This window comes from Pseudoalteromonas sp. HM-SA03 (genome assembly GCF_002289345.1).
Lineage (GTDB): Bacteria > Pseudomonadota > Gammaproteobacteria > Enterobacterales > Alteromonadaceae > Pseudoalteromonas.
Genome location: NZ_NSDG01000113.1, coordinates 1 through 14,536 on the forward strand (window position 1 = coordinate 1; position 14,536 = coordinate 14,536).

The 14,536-nt window shown below is 44.1% G+C and carries 12 protein-coding genes; 7 read left to right on the plus strand and 5 right to left on the minus strand.

Annotation, left to right across the window (positions count from 1 at the left end):
* The first annotated feature begins 214 nt into the window (after positions 1-214).
* Positions 215-2,056: a methyl-accepting chemotaxis protein gene (locus tag CKO50_RS21675; RefSeq protein WP_095729857.1), complete on the plus strand. Its 1,842-nt coding sequence runs from the start codon at positions 215-217 to the stop codon at positions 2,054-2,056.
* 42 nt (positions 2,057-2,098) lie between these two features.
* Here the strand turns inward: CKO50_RS21675 and mrcB are convergent, their stop codons facing one another.
* From mrcB to CKO50_RS21695, 4 genes are all read right to left on the minus strand, one after another.
* Positions 2,099-4,420 (minus strand): penicillin-binding protein 1B, encoded by a 2,322-nt coding sequence (gene mrcB, locus CKO50_RS21680; RefSeq protein WP_095729858.1) that lies wholly within the window; start codon positions 4,418-4,420, stop codon positions 2,099-2,101.
* A gap of 161 nt (positions 4,421-4,581) precedes the next feature.
* Positions 4,582-5,811 carry an ammonium transporter gene (locus CKO50_RS21685; protein WP_095729859.1) on the minus strand — a complete coding sequence of 410 codons (1,230 nt, stop codon included), beginning with the start codon at positions 5,809-5,811 and terminating at the stop codon, positions 4,582-4,584.
* A 13-nt stretch (positions 5,812-5,824) separates the two neighbouring features.
* Positions 5,825-6,163, minus strand: coding sequence for a P-II family nitrogen regulator (locus CKO50_RS21690; protein WP_010372259.1), 339 nt, complete (start codon positions 6,161-6,163; stop codon positions 5,825-5,827).
* A 189-nt stretch (positions 6,164-6,352) separates the two neighbouring features.
* On the minus strand, positions 6,353-7,582 hold the full coding sequence (locus tag CKO50_RS21695; RefSeq protein WP_095729860.1) for a diguanylate cyclase: 1,230 nt from the start codon (positions 7,580-7,582) through the stop codon (positions 6,353-6,355).
* Positions 7,583-7,858: 276 nt separating this feature from the next.
* Here CKO50_RS21695 and CKO50_RS21700 point away from each other — a divergent pair, with 276 nt between their 5' ends.
* The 5 genes from CKO50_RS21700 to serA all read left to right on the plus strand — a co-directional run bounded on the left by CKO50_RS21700 (position 7,859) and on the right by serA (position 12,668).
* Positions 7,859-9,370 carry a S10 family peptidase gene (locus tag CKO50_RS21700; RefSeq protein WP_095729861.1) on the plus strand — a complete coding sequence of 504 codons (1,512 nt, stop codon included), beginning with the start codon at positions 7,859-7,861 and terminating at the stop codon, positions 9,368-9,370.
* A 139-nt stretch (positions 9,371-9,509) separates the two neighbouring features.
* Positions 9,510-10,043, plus strand: coding sequence for a hypothetical protein (locus CKO50_RS21705; RefSeq protein ID WP_095729862.1), 534 nt, complete (start codon positions 9,510-9,512; stop codon positions 10,041-10,043).
* A complete protein-coding gene (locus tag CKO50_RS21710; RefSeq protein WP_095729863.1) occupies positions 10,040-10,669 on the plus strand; it encodes a 5-formyltetrahydrofolate cyclo-ligase in 630 nt (209 codons plus the stop codon). Before CKO50_RS21705 ends, CKO50_RS21710 begins: the two co-directional genes overlap by 4 nt.
* Positions 10,670-10,773: 104 nt before the next feature.
* Entirely contained in the window at positions 10,774-11,427 is a 654-nt protein-coding gene (gene rpiA, locus CKO50_RS21715) for a ribose-5-phosphate isomerase RpiA (RefSeq protein ID WP_010372275.1), read from the plus strand.
* An 11-nt stretch (positions 11,428-11,438) separates the two neighbouring features.
* On the plus strand, positions 11,439-12,668 hold the full coding sequence (gene serA, locus CKO50_RS21720; RefSeq protein WP_095729864.1) for a phosphoglycerate dehydrogenase: 1,230 nt from the start codon (positions 11,439-11,441) through the stop codon (positions 12,666-12,668).
* A 60-nt stretch (positions 12,669-12,728) separates the two neighbouring features.
* Here serA and mdh read toward each other — a convergent pair whose 3' ends face one another.
* On the minus strand, positions 12,729-13,661 hold the full coding sequence (gene mdh, locus CKO50_RS21725) for a malate dehydrogenase (protein ID WP_095729865.1): 933 nt from the start codon (positions 13,659-13,661) through the stop codon (positions 12,729-12,731).
* Positions 13,662-13,902: 241 nt separating this feature from the next.
* Between mdh and argR the strand changes: the two genes are divergently transcribed.
* Entirely contained in the window at positions 13,903-14,370 is a 468-nt protein-coding gene (argR, locus tag CKO50_RS21730) for a transcriptional regulator ArgR (RefSeq protein ID WP_095729866.1), read from the plus strand.
* Positions 14,371-14,536 lie beyond the last annotated feature (166 nt).

Sequence of the window (14,536 nt, forward strand, 5' to 3'; positions counted from 1 at the left end):
TAAACTCACTACGCTTATTAGATCAAAGGGCTAGATCTGTGTCCAGCCCTTTTTCAACAGTCTGAAAAGCCCGTTCAGGGCTTTTTTTGTTTTTTCAGCTACGCTTTGAATAAGCTTTTCAAAAGCTTCGGTCTATTTAACCTAGACTCAAGTTATTTAGGCGCATTTAGTTAATAACGCTGTGCAAAGTTAAAACTATCATACAGAGGAAGTGATGGCTGGATTTAATACACTAATTAATCCTGCAACCCGTTTGATGGCGCGGTTGCGATACAAAACCAAAATGGCAGTTGTCTTTGGTATTTTATTACTACCGCTAAGCCTCAGCTTGTTTTTTCTAAACAGCGTACTTAACCATTCCATTTCTGTCAGTGAGATGCAAAGGCAAGGGCTCACGCTTTACCCCAGTATGCTGGAAAATATATTAGCGGGTAAAGCTTCCGATAATTCAATTTTATTGCAACGCGCTAAGTTACCTAAAGTGAGCGCCACAGACGCAAGCGCCCTTGAGCAGCTCTCTATTGCCTCTCAACTTGCCGTCGACAATGACCTTGGGCGCAGTTACCTGAATCGCACGCTTGTTGAATCTGCGCCAAGACTGATATCGCAAATCAATCAAATTGAAGCGCAGGCACGCGATATCATCAGTAGAGGCAGTTTTACTCCAAATAGTTTTATTGCGCTGTCCAATTTAAACAAAGGATTGCCCGGCGTCACGACACAATTTTCAGGCAAACTTAACATTGCTATCAATGATAATCAGCAACTCAAAAAGCAGCTTAGTCAGCCATTAGCTGAGCTTGAGTCTAGCCTCTCTGATTACCAGCAAGCGGTAAAAACAGGCTTGTTAGACCCTGATGAACTAGCACTCTCACAAGCGCAATTTAACCGTTACTACCAAAGTGCAAGTGATGCTATCAAGCGGTTTGTTAATGTTGCCACACCCACGCTTGCCGCGCTTGTCGCTGAAAAACAAAACCAGCAACGGTGGATCAGAAACACCGTTGCCTTGGCTTCACTACTCGCACTGATCATCGCTATTTATCTTATGGTTGGCTTTTACTCCTCGGTCATGGGCACGATCACGACTTTCTCATATGCCGCGCAGAGCGCTTCTCGAGGGGATTTAAGCATCAAAGCGCAGACAACTGGCTCCGACGAGCTTAGCCAAATTATTGAACAATTTAATGCGGTACTATATGCCTTTATCTCTTTACTCGGTAATGTTCGATTAAGTAGTGACGAGCTACAGCAAGCAACAGGAACACTCAATAAGATAAGCCAAGATACTGAGAAGGATGTCGCCCAGCAGGAGAATAAAATCCAGTCTATCCACCATTCACTCGAGAATATGGCGCAGTCCGCTCGCTCGGTTGAGGATGCCGCATTTAGCGCCACAGAGCTGGCCTCCGTAGCAGCCAAACAAGTAAAGCAAAGTAGTGCCAATACCACAGCCCTTGCACAACAAATGACCGAACTACAAGCTGAGTTTCAACAAAGTCGTGCGGCCTTGGATAAGCTCGCGGAAGACACGCAAAACATTAGTCAGGTGAGTTCCGCGATTAGAGAGATTGCCGAGCAAACCAATTTACTCGCGCTCAATGCCGCAATTGAGGCTGCTCGTGCAGGTGAACAAGGTCGTGGATTTGCGGTGGTAGCAGATGAAGTTAGAACGCTTGCGCAAAGAACGCAGCAACAAACAGAAGAAATACACAATATTATTCAATCTCTACAAACTGCATCTAGAAATACGCAAGACAAAATGCGCAGCAGTGAAGACAATATGGCGCAAAGTGTTATCGCCGCGAATGATACTAATGAAGTCCTACAGCACGCAGAACAAAGCATGCGAGACATAGATAAACAGGGTAAACTGATCAGCCAGTTGGTACAGCAACAAACCCAAGCGACCGAACACGCATTGAATGAATCATCTGAGATCAGTAACTTAGCACAGCATACCCTGGACTCCGCAAGAGCGACTCAAAACGATGCACAAAAACTTGGCAAGCTCTCACAAATTTTAAATAAAGAAATCGATAAATTTAAAGCCTAAGGGCTGTGCTAGGGTTAACAAACCCTAGCAGCTAAGATTAACTCAACACCCAGGTCTTGGTTCAAACATGCTCTCTCTAATAGGTAACTGCAATACAGGGCCACAACTTGGAGGCGACTGTTTACCCGTTTTCGGATTGATAAACGCCCAGCGAATGGACTTTGGACGCTCATCAACAATCGCTTGTGGGTTCAGTGGTTTGAGATAGCGAATATAGAGCTCAAGCGCACCTTGGCTGCCCGTTAACCCCGTGGGTTTGTTATCATCGCGACCGATCCAAGCAACGGTGACCGTATTTTGATCAAAGCCTGCAAACCAGCTGTCTCTTAAATCATTACTCGTCCCTGTTTTCCCCGCAAGTTGAATAGAGGGGAAATGAAGATTAAGGCGCCTTGCCGTACCCCTCTTGGTTACACGTTTCATGCCATATTTCGTCATGTATACCGCATCGCTGTCAAGCATCTGGCTTTTTTGCACTGGATGTTCGTATACCAGCTTACCGAGTGAATCGGTGATCGCCATGACACTGGTCAACTCGCTTTGCTTTCCATCTGCAGCAAGTGTGGTGTACACCTGTGCAACTTCAAAACTGGATAGCTCTAACGCCCCCAATAATAAAGAAGGATAAAGTGGAATAGACTTAGAAACACCAAGGTCATTCAAAGTCTGTGCAACTCGATTAACACCCACATCCAAGCCAAGGTTTACCGCTGGAATATTGATACTATTGCTGAACGCTTCAAACATTGGCACTTGGCCTCTGAATTTATGATCAAAGTTCTCTGGAGACCAAACGTTACCTGAACCGTCGGTCACTTCGAGTGGACTGTCATCAAGTAGCATGCCCAAATGGTAGTTTGGATTCGACAAAGCACTCAAATAAATAGCGGGCTTGACCAGTGAACCTATATTACGCTCGGTGTCTAATACCCGATTAAAACCTGAAAACTTCAACTGACGACCAGCAACTAACGCCGATACGCCCGCCTTTTCAACATTAACTGACAGCATTGCGGTTTCTAGATCTTCCGTTTTAAAGCGGCGCTCTAAGTAAGGTAAGCCCTTTTTAACGGCATCTTCCATCGCCGTTTGCTTTTGTAAATCGAGATAGGTAAAAATCCGAATTCCAGAGTCTACGATGTCATCGTCAGGCACCAGTTTCTTTAACTCGCGATTCACCAACTCCAAATATCCAGGATAAGACTGCATGCGGCTCGCTTTTAAAGGCTGTACATCAATCGGCCTTGCCAGCGCCACGCGATACTCGGGCGTTGTGATAAGACCATTTTCCACCATTAATCTTAAGACTAAATCACGCCTTTCCATTACCCGCTCAGGATAGCGTCTTGGGTTATAAAAAGATGGCCCTTTAACCATCGCAACTAGCATAGCTACTTGGTCAAACTCAAGTTCGTCCACTGGCTTACCAAAATAAAAATCAGCAGCAAGCCCCATACCATGAACGCCTTGATTATAGGCTTGACCCAAAAACACTTCGTTCAAATAGGCTTCAAGGATTTCATCTTTGCTGTAACGGAAATCTAAAATCAATGCGATGAATGCTTCATTCACCTTGCGGACTAAGGTGCGATCTCTAGTGAGATAAAAGTTCTTTGCGAGCTGTTGCGTAAGCGTACTGCCACCTTGCACTGTTCGCCCTGCTTTGATATTGGCATACAGCGCACGTAAAATAGACAGCGCAGAAACACCATGATGTTCGTAAAAGTTTCTATCTTCTACCACCAGCAGTGTTTCTTTTAAAATATTAGGGAATTTATCGAACGGAACAAACTCTCTGTCTTGACGCGATTCATTGCCAATCCGAGCAATTTGCACCGGTTCTAAGCGAGCGCTAGCTATGCGTCGACCTTGATTATCAACAATATTAGCAAGCTTCTTACCAGCAAAATTAAGTGTAAAAATACGCGCTGTTTCTGGGCCATCGTAGAATTCGAACGCGCGACGATGGATGGTGATTGTGCGACCTTGAACGGTATATTGACCGGTACGGTTGAGACGATTTACACGAGAATAGTTAAGCCGCTTCAGCTCCCACAGCACTTCATCCTCATTAAGGAACTGATCAGGAAAGAACTGCATCGATCTGGCATAAACTTGAACAGGAAGTTCCCACTTATTGCCCTCAAACTGCCGGCTTATTTTCGCGTCTAAGTAGATGATATAGATTGCTACAAGGAATATCGCCGCAATGGTCCCCTTCCAAAAGAAAGACCACAATGAGCTCAGTACACGGCTTTTCACTCTTTGCATCTTAGAACCGTTTTGCTGGGTATTGTTTTTACGCGAAGTGTTCGCTTTGACGTTTGATTTTTTGGCAGGTGTTCTTTTCTTTTTATCCGTCATGACCCAAGTAAAACTTAAAAATGAATCGCAAGATGGTAGGGTAACCTAAATTAACAACTGCTGAAAGTAGAATAATATTTATAAAGAAAAGTGAGCCCAGCTGGACTCACTTTATTTAGACAACGAGAACTTTACAATATTGACCGAGAGCCAAATTGGTATTACTGTCCGCGAACTGTCACGAACTCGGGATAGGCATCTACGCCACAATCATGTTGATCCATGCCACTTAGCTCTTCTTCTTCGCCAACGCGGATCCCCATACTCGCTTTCAGTACACTCCAGACGATATATGAAGCAATGAAAACAAAACCTAAAATAGTGATGAGCCCGACGGACTGACCTTGGAAAGTAGCATCTGAGTTTGAAAATGGCACCATCATCACACCTAACGCACCACATATACCGTGAACAGAAATAGCACCAACAGGATCATCAATTTTTGCTTTATCTAGCGCAACGATACTAAACACTACCAATGCACCACCTAGCGCCCCAAGGATAAGTGCTAATACAGGTGTTGGAGAGGCAGGCTCAGCGGTAATGGTCACCAGACCTGCTAGTGCACCATTAAGCACCATAGTTAAATCTGCCTTGCCCCACATTAATTTACACACCAACAGTGCAGCAACCGCACCTGCTGCTGCCGCCGCATTGGTATTTAGCATGATTTGGCTGACCGCGATGGCATTTTCTTTGTCGGCAAGAAACAGTTGAGAGCCGCCGTTAAAACCAAACCACCCCATCCACAAAATAAAGGTGCCTAGTGTAGCCAGTGGCATGTTGGAGCCAGGAATTGGGTAGATCTCACCATTTTTGCCATATTTTCCTTTGCGTGCACCTAGTAACAGAACACCTGCTAGTGCCGCAGCAGCGCCTGCACCATGTACAATCGCAGAACCGGCAAAGTCAACGAAGCCAAGTTCAGATAAGAAACCACCGCCCCATGTCCAATAACCCTCTAGCGGGTAGATAAAGCCAGTTAATACTACGCAAAATGCTAAAAACGCCCACAATTTCATACGCTCAGCAACAGCGCCCGAGACAATTGACATCGCCGTTGCAACAAATACCACTTGAAAGAAAAAGTCGGATTGCAGTGCATGGTCGGCGTCTTTAGCAGCACTGCCAATGAGCGCACCAAGACTTGGTAAAACCCCACCTTCGACATTATCGACATACATGATATTGTAACCAATAAGCAGGTACATAGTACAAGCAATGGCGTACAGTGCGACGTTCTTGGTAAGGATTTCAGTGGTATTTTTTGAGCGTACTAATCCCGCTTCAAGCATAGCGAATCCGGCAGCCATCCACATAACTAAGACACCAGAGATCAAAAAGTAAAAGGTATTTAATGAAAATTTTAGTTCTATTATTGTATTTTCCATTGTTTGGCTCCCCTTAAATGGCTTCTTCATCAAGTTCGCCGGTACGGATCCGAACAACTTGGTCTAAGTCGTAAACAAAGATTTTTCCGTCACCAATTTTTCCAGTAAACGCAGCCTTTGTAACCGTTTCCACAACGCGCTCGGCGTTTTCGCTTAACGTCGCAATTTCTATTTTTATTTTTGGAATGAAATCGACTTGATATTCTGCACCGCGATATAGTTCGGTATGACCGCGCTGACGTCCAAACCCTTTAACGTCAACAACCGTCATACCTTCAATCCCCAGATCGGCTAACGCTTCACGTACCTCATCAAGCTTAAATGGTTTTATTATTGCACTTATCATTTTCATGCTGAGTCCCCTTAGGACAGTTGATCCTGTTGTATGCAGTAATCCAACCTTTATGCCAAATTTTTTATTCCTTAATTAACAATGAATTAAATTGAGATTTTGAATTTCACGCATAAAAAATGCACCATCGAGGTGCATTAATATTAAGACTGAACTGAGTTGGTGCATAAACACCCAAATAACGAAAAGCTAATGCGCGATAACGCAATTGCGCTGTTTGTCCTTCGCTTTGTAGAGCGCCTTATCTGCCTTGCGCATCACTTCGCTTAAACTTTTTGATTGGCAAGCTGCGAGGCCAATACTGATGGTGCAATAATGCTTACCAGCTGGGATATCAAATGCCTGCTGAGCAAGGCGCTCCCGGAAGTCTTCCAACATTTGCTGCGCCACCTTCATATCAGAGCTTGGAATAAGTAGCGCAAACTCTTCACCACCAATACGTGCCACAATATAGTGACCAAATGCACTACGCAGTAAATCAGCGACTTGTTTAAGTACATCATCACCGCTTTCATGGCCATATTGGTCATTAATAGATTTAAAGTGATCGAGGTCTAACAATGCCAATATATGCTGGCTCGGTTTGTTCTTGATTAAACGCTCTGCTTGCTGGCAGAAATAGCGGCGGTTATAAAGCCCTGTTAAATAGTCTCGGTGTGCATATTCTTTGATTTCCGCAATCAAATTGAGCTGCTCCATCGTCTGCATGATACGGCAATGAAACTCTTCACTCATAAAGGGCTTTGCCAAAAAGTCGTTGGCACCGTATTTGATAAACTTTGCTGACAAACCATGACTTCCTGCGCCAGACAGACCAATAATAGCCAACTCATCTCGCCCGCGGCTATTACGAACAGATTTCACCAACTCAAAACCATCCATCGTCGGCATCGCAAAGTCTGTCAGCAGCAGCTTAATTTCATGGTCAGATAGCAACATCTCCAATGCCTGTTCGCCATCTTGCGCCTCAAGCACTGTAAATAATTGCTTTTCAAGCATTTGCTTCATTACCGCTCGACTAATTACAGAATCATCGGCGATCAACGCCTTGCACCCTTGGTTTCTCAACAGTCTAGATGCTAACTTGACCGCGTATAGGTATGAATCACGGTTGTCTTTAATCACATAATCCACCACGCCCATTTCAAGCATTTGCTGGCGGCTATATTCATCTATTTTTGAGGTCAACACTACGGTGGGAATTTGGTGGCTGAGCGTGAGCTGCACGACCTCTGCGTCCATCGCATCGGGCAGCGTTAAATCTACCAGCGCCAATGTATATTGGTGCTGAGCTAAGAAGTCCTTACTTTCCTTGAGGGACCAAGCAAAATCGATTTCGACATCGAGATGCTGAGCAGCAAGGTGTCGCAATACCTGTTGTACGACTTTACTGTCTTCAACAATTAAAATTCTTTGCATGGATTGAGATCTCTTAAGTACAACGAGAAGTGCAGTGAAACAAGAATTTAACGAGGCTAAATACTTTATTACTACATAATTAAGTATTAAATATACGCGAATCCAGCATTAAAAAAAACCAAATCAGCTCAAATTCGTTACTTTTCGATAAACGAGGTTACATTAGCCTATTTTCCAAACCTGCCGTTTTTTTTGTTGAGTTTGTCTCAATGACTTTGAATTTCAGATGAAATACTTCTTTAATGCAAACAGACCTAATGCAATACCGAGGAAGCAATGAAAAAACTACTACCACTATTGCTCGTGAGTTGTGCCCTACTCTCAGCGCCAAGCATAGCTGAAGAGCACAACCGCGCAATTGAGATAGATCATAAAATAACAACTGAGCATAGAGCCGAAATAAAAGGTGAACGTATTAACTACACCGCGACAACAGGCACGCAGCCGGTGTGGAATGAAAACGGCGACGCAGTTGCAACGTTGCATTACACCTACTACAAGCGCACAAAAATTAAAGATATGAGCAAACGTCCGTTGCTGATCTCATTTAACGGTGGCCCAGGCTCTGCTTCCGTGTGGATGCACATTGCCTATACTGGCCCAAGAGTATTAAAAATTGATGACGAAGGGTATCCACTGCAACCTTACGGCTTGAAAGATAACCCATATTCAGTGCTAGATGTCGCCGATATTGTTTATGTAAACCCAGTCAACACAGGTTATTCTCGTGTACTCAAAAATGCTGAAGGTAAATATCCGAGTAAAGCCGAACAAACAAAGATGTTTTTTGGCGTTAACGCGGACGTGAAGTACTTAGCCGAATGGCTCAATACATTTATTCATCGCAATGAGCGTATGCTTTCCCCTAAGTACCTGATTGGTGAGAGCTACGGCACGACTCGAGTGTCAGGCCTTGCGCACGCGATGCAAAACAATCAGTGGCTTTACCTCAATGGTGTGGTGTTGGTATCTCCTACGGAAATCGGCATTAAGCGAGAAGGCCCTGTTGAAGTTGCAAACCGTTTACCGTATTACGCTGCTGCCGCTTGGTACCACAAGGCGCTGTCTTCTGAATTGCAAAATAAAGATTTACTCGAAGTACTTGCTGAGGTTGAACAATATACGGTTGATCAGTATCTTCCCGCACTCGCCAAAGGCGCATTTATCAGCCCCCAAGAAAAGCAAAGTGTGACACAGGCCGTTGCCAAATATAGTGGCTTAAGCGAGCGCTTTGTGGCTCAAAACAACCTAGATATTCCTACTGCGGCATTTTGGAAAGAACTGTTGCGTGAGCGTGGCTATACGCTAGGTCGATTAGACTCACGCTATCTTGGTATTGATAAAAGAGACGCTGGTTCTCGCCCTGATTATTGGCCTGAGCTAACCTCTTGGCTGCATTCATTTACCCCTGCGATTAACCATTACTTCACAACGGAACTCAACTATAAAACCGATGTAAAATACAATATGTTTGGCTCAGTTCACCCTTGGGATAACAGCGATAATAATGTCGGTGAGCAATTACGATTAGCGATGGCACAAAACCCTTACCTAAACGTGATGATCCAATCTGGGTACTACGATGGCGCAACAAATTACTTTGATGCCAAGTACAATATGTGGCAACTCGATCCGAGCGGAAAAATGCGTGATCGCTTAAGCTTTAAAGGTTACCGCTCCGGACACATGATGTACCTGCGTCATGAAGATTTACAAAAGTCGAATGAAGATCTTCGCGAATTTATCTTAAAAACAACACCAAAAGCGGATCAGTCAGCGCTTTACTAAATTCCCAACCCATTGTGGCCGCGTAAGCGGTCACTTATCTTAATGCTCACCTGATTGTAAAAATTTCCTTTTATCCTTCTACAGTTACCTATAATCTAGATATACTCAATACTATCTCTCTACAACTTAGGCACGCACCATGAACGAGCAGTTTAAAGTCGTCTTCGTTGGCATGGCCGACGGTAAGGATCAACAAAGCGCCGCTATCGCAATGGCAGACAGGTTGAAAACCTCACCCTCAAAGATCCAGCAGTTTTACGCTGGCAAAAACTTGTTTGCTCCTGCAGATAAAGCCAAAGCGCTAAAACAAGTAAAGCTACTTGCAAGTGTCGGGATCAATGCCAAGCTACAAAGCCAAGCAGCCGCCGCCCCAACTAACGCAGATCAAGAGCGCGTATTTGAAGCGCTGGATTACATTACAAGCAGTCTAATACGTATCGAAGAGCGATTAGAGGAACTTGAGCAACGCATAGCCCCTATCGCTCATACTAAAATTGAAGATACGACCGACGAAGAGTGGGAGACTAAGGAGCTATTCGATGAGCTAGACTTTGAACCTAGCCCTCCTGCTAAATCGAAGACTTGGCTTTATTATTTGCTCGCTGTATTAATTATTTTATTTATTCTGCTTGGTGTAAGTTTGTTTTTCCCTGAGTGGCTCGCGTTAGAATGAGTAAAACTAATAACAACATAAATAAATCTCAAGTTACTCGTGCTGACTTGAGAAAATTGATTAGAAACGCAAGAAACTCGCTATCAACAGAGCAACAGAAGGCAGCCGCGGCAGGCCTGAATATTAATTTCCTTCAACAAATAAAACTTCCTAAAAATGCCAATATAGGGGTCTATATTCAAAACGATGGCGAACTAGATACATCCCTTTTAATTCAATCACTTTGGGACAAAAAACACCAGGTTTTTTTACCCGTAATCCACCCCTTTAATCCTGCAAATTTACTCTTCCAGAAGTATGAAAAAAACTCACCCATGAAGGCAAATCGCTATGCTATCTTGGAGCCTAAGTTAGATTGTTCGGCAGTGGCACCGCTTGCGTCATTGGATTTACTTTTGATGCCTCTGGTTGCTTTTGATGAGCAAGGTAATCGCCTCGGTATGGGCGGTGGGTACTACGATAGAACATTAGCGTTACACTACGCTGAGCAGCGAGCTAAACCTGCACTTGTTGGCCTTGCTCATGATTGCCAGCAAGTTCCGAGCTTACCAACAGCAGCTTGGGATGTACCGCTCCCTACTATCCTCACTCCGACCAAACTGTACACTTGGCCAAAAAATAATTGAGCAGGCAAATAGTTAAGCGCATTTTGAGGCGCTTTTGACCATGACGCTGGCACTTTGATTGAGTTATACTCCATACAACTTCAATGACAACTAAGTGTAGCGTTATGACTCAAGATGAAATGAAAAAAGCCGCGGCATGGGCAGCTTTGAACTATGTAGAAGAAAACACCATTGTTGGGGTTGGTACAGGCTCAACGGTAAACCACTTTATTGATGCGCTTGGCAGTATCAAGGATCAAATCAAAGGGGCAGTATCAAGCTCTGAAGCTTCAACAGAGAAGCTAAAAGCACTTGGTATTGAAGTTTTCGAGTTAAACGATGTGTCAGAGCTTGCGGTATATGTTGATGGCGCAGATGAAATCAACAGCACCAATGAAATGATAAAGGGCGGTGGCGCAGCACTGACACGCGAGAAAATCGTTGCAGCCGTTGCCAAGAAATTTGTTTGTATCGTTGATAATACAAAGCATGTTGAGACGCTAGGCGCATTTCCACTACCTGTTGAAGTGATCCCAATGGCGCGTAGCTACGTGGCAAGAGAGTTACTAAAACTAGGTGGCGATCCGGTTTACCGCCAAGGCGTCATCACTGACAACGGCAATGTCATTCTTGATGTGCATGGCCTAGAAATTAGCGCAGCAAAAGCGCTTGAAGAAAAAATTAACCAGATTGTTGGCGTCGTGACTAATGGCTTATTTGCCGCGCGTGGCGCTGACGTTGTAATAACAGGCACTCCAGAAGGGCCTAAAATCAACTAGTGAGATTACAGATGAGCAAGGTTTCGTTATCAAAGGATAAAATTCGAATTTTGTTGTTAGAAGGCGTGCATCAAAGCGCCGTTGAGACGCTAAAGCGCAACGGTTATAGCAACATAGACTACGTTAAAACATCCTTACCGGAGCCTGAGCTGATCGAGCGGATCAAAGACGCTCACTTTGTCGGGATCCGCTCACGTACCCACCTTACAGAAGCAGTATTAGAGCAGGCTGAAAAGCTGGTCGCGATTGGCTGTTTCTGCATCGGCACCAACCAAGTGGATTTGAATGCCGCTAAAAAACGCGGTATCGCCGTATTCAACGCACCATTTTCTAATACCCGCTCTGTGGCTGAACTCGTATTAGGTGAAATTCTCTTGTTACTGCGCCGTGTTCCTGAACGCAACGCAAAGGCACATCGCGGTGAATGGGATAAATCTGCCGACGGTTCATACGAAGCCCGTGGTAAAACGCTGGGTATTATCGGTTATGGTCACATTGGCACCCAGCTTGGCATTATGGCTGAGAATATCGGGATGAACGTCGAGTTTTATGACATCGAAGATAAGCTCACACTTGGTAACGCAACGCAGTTACACACGCTTACGCAACTGCTACAAAGAGCGGATGTGGTCAGTTTGCATGTACCAGAAACGTCGCAGACCAAAAACCTTATCGGCATGGCCGAAATTGAAGTGATGAAGCAAGGCGCAATACTAATTAATGCATCACGCGGAACGGTTGTTGATATCGACGCCTTAGCTGAAGCATTAGCGGCAAAGAAACTTTCCGGCGCTGCTATTGATGTATTCCCCGTTGAGCCAAAATCTAATCATGAAGAATTCGTCTCACCACTACGCGAATTTGACAATGTACTGCTAACCCCACACGTTGGTGGTTCTACCCAAGAAGCACAAGAAAACATCGGTGTAGAAGTCGCGGGTAAGTTGGCGAAATATTCAGATAACGGTTCAACAGTCACGGCAGTTAACTTCCCTGAGGTCTCTTTACCTGAATTATCAAACCGAAGTCGTTTATTACACGTACACGTAAACCGCCCGGGCGTACTAACACAAATCAACCAAGCGTTCGCTCAGCACGGTATCAATATTGCGGCGCAATACCTACAAACGGATGAATCTATTGGTTACGTGGTTATCGACGTCGATAGCGACCACTCTGAAGTGGCGTTGAAAGAGTTAAGTGCAGTTGAAGGAACTATCAGAGCACGTATTCTTCACTAAGAATAATCACACATAAAAAAACCAGTCACTGTGAGGCGACTGGTTTTTTATCAATCTGGCTTACGCCATGAAATCAACACCTTCTTTGATGTCTTTTTCAAGTGTCGCTAGCATGTCGTCTTTTGCTTTTTGCTCAAACGCGCTTAACTCACCGTAAGGAAGTAACTGCTCTACACCGTTTTTACCAAGGATAACTGGCTGTGCAAAGAATGTTGCATCGCCTGTGTTACCTTCAACGTATGCGTACTCAAGTACTTCTTCACCTTGTAGGCCTTTCACTAGAGAGAAGCAGAAACGTGCTGCTGCTGCGCCCATTGAAAGTGTAGCTGAACCGCCACCCGCTTTAGCTTCAACCACTTCAGTACCCGCGTTTTGGATACGCGTTGTTAGTGCAGCAACTTCTTCGTCAGTGAACTCAACGCCTTCAACTTGAGAAAGTAGAGGTAGAATTGTAGTACCTGAGTGACCACCAATTACTGGGATCTTAACTTCAGCAACGTCCAGACCTTTAAGCTCTGCAATAAAGGTTTCAGCGCGGATAACGTCAAGCGTTGTTACACCGAATACGCGAGCTGGATCATAAGTACCTGCTTTTTTAAACACTTCAGCAACGATTGGTACTGTGCCATTTACTGGGTTTGTAATGATACCAACAAGTGCTTTAGGACAGCTTCTAACGATACCTTCAGCAAGTGTCTTGATGATACCTGCGTTAACGTTGAATAGGTCAGCACGGTCCATACCTGGCTTACGAGGCATACCAGCAGGGATAAGCACTACGTCAGCACCAGCTAGTGCAGGATCTAGGTCGTCTTTACCATAACCCGCTACTTTTACCGCAGTTGGGATGTGAGATAAGTCAACTGCAACACCAGGTACAACAGGTGCAACATCATAAAGCGCTAACTCAGAGCCAGCTGGAAGACCATTTTTAAGCAATAAAGATAGAGCTTGACCGATACCGCCAGCGGCACCTAATACAGCAACTTTCATTTGAATTCTCCATAATTTGAAGGTGGAATTGAGTGTGCAGTAAAGATAATGAAAAGCGCTGTTAAACACAAATTAATCACGGTTATTTTCGAGATTTTTTGACTAATGTCTTAAATAAAAGTGTAAAGATCCCGACACTTTGTACACTTATGCTTTACGACTATCATTTTGGTCGCGCAAATTTGGGAATCTCGATGGTTTTGTGTAGAATTTAAAGATTAGCCGTAAAAGAAGACAGACTATGCAGCCGCAAGAAAAACAAGAAGCACTGATCAAAGCATTTAAAGCCATTTTAAAAGAAGAAAACTTTGGCTCTCAAGGTGAAATTGTTGATGCTCTAAAACAACAAGGTTTTGACAACGTCAGTCAGAGTAAAGTATCGCGCATGCTGAGCAAGTTTGGTGCTGTACGTACACGTAATGCTAAACAAGAAATGGTTTACTGTTTACCCGCAGAAATGAGCGTACCGACAGCAAAAAGTCCTTTGCGTCAGTTAGTCGTTGATATTATGCACAACGAAATGATGATTATAATTCGAACCAGCCCGGGGGCTGCACAATTAATTGCAAGATTACTTGACTCTTTAGGTACCGCAGATGGCGTATTAGGTACCATTGCTGGCGATGACACGATTTTTATTGCGCCTGCAAAAGTCTCTGAAATCGACATTACTTTAGACAAAGTAAAAACCCTGTTCGATAACGTTTAGTCTATTATTTTTATCGGTGCTAACTCACAAGTTAGCACTTACTCTGGTACTTTCCTCCCAACAAATACGCTTTCTCACTATCACGATAAACAGAATAAACTGCTTATCTTTACAGCAAAAAATGTTTGACATAATATGTCTATCTGTGGCAGCTTTAGAAACGCAA

Coding starts and splice junctions, on each gene's coding strand:
- argR (WP_095729866.1), top strand. CDS start 13,903: ATGCAGCCGCAAGAAAAACAAGAAGCACTGATCAAAGCATTTAAAGCC.
- CKO50_RS21710 (WP_095729863.1), top strand. CDS start 10,040: ATGAGTAAAACTAATAACAACATAAATAAATCTCAAGTTACTCGTGCT.
- CKO50_RS21700 (WP_095729861.1), top strand. CDS start 7,859: ATGAAAAAACTACTACCACTATTGCTCGTGAGTTGTGCCCTACTCTCA.
- mrcB (WP_095729858.1), bottom strand. CDS start 4,420: ATGACGGATAAAAAGAAAAGAACACCTGCCAAAAAATCAAACGTCAAA.
- CKO50_RS21705 (WP_095729862.1), top strand. CDS start 9,510: ATGAACGAGCAGTTTAAAGTCGTCTTCGTTGGCATGGCCGACGGTAAG.
- serA (WP_095729864.1), top strand. CDS start 11,439: ATGAGCAAGGTTTCGTTATCAAAGGATAAAATTCGAATTTTGTTGTTA.
- rpiA (WP_010372275.1), top strand. CDS start 10,774: ATGACTCAAGATGAAATGAAAAAAGCCGCGGCATGGGCAGCTTTGAAC.
- CKO50_RS21685 (WP_095729859.1), bottom strand. CDS start 5,811: ATGGAAAATACAATAATAGAACTAAAATTTTCATTAAATACCTTTTAC.
- CKO50_RS21695 (WP_095729860.1), bottom strand. CDS start 7,582: ATGCAAAGAATTTTAATTGTTGAAGACAGTAAAGTCGTACAACAGGTA.
- CKO50_RS21675 (WP_095729857.1), top strand. CDS start 215: ATGGCTGGATTTAATACACTAATTAATCCTGCAACCCGTTTGATGGCG.
- CKO50_RS21690 (WP_010372259.1), bottom strand. CDS start 6,163: ATGAAAATGATAAGTGCAATAATAAAACCATTTAAGCTTGATGAGGTA.
- mdh (WP_095729865.1), bottom strand. CDS start 13,661: ATGAAAGTTGCTGTATTAGGTGCCGCTGGCGGTATCGGTCAAGCTCTA.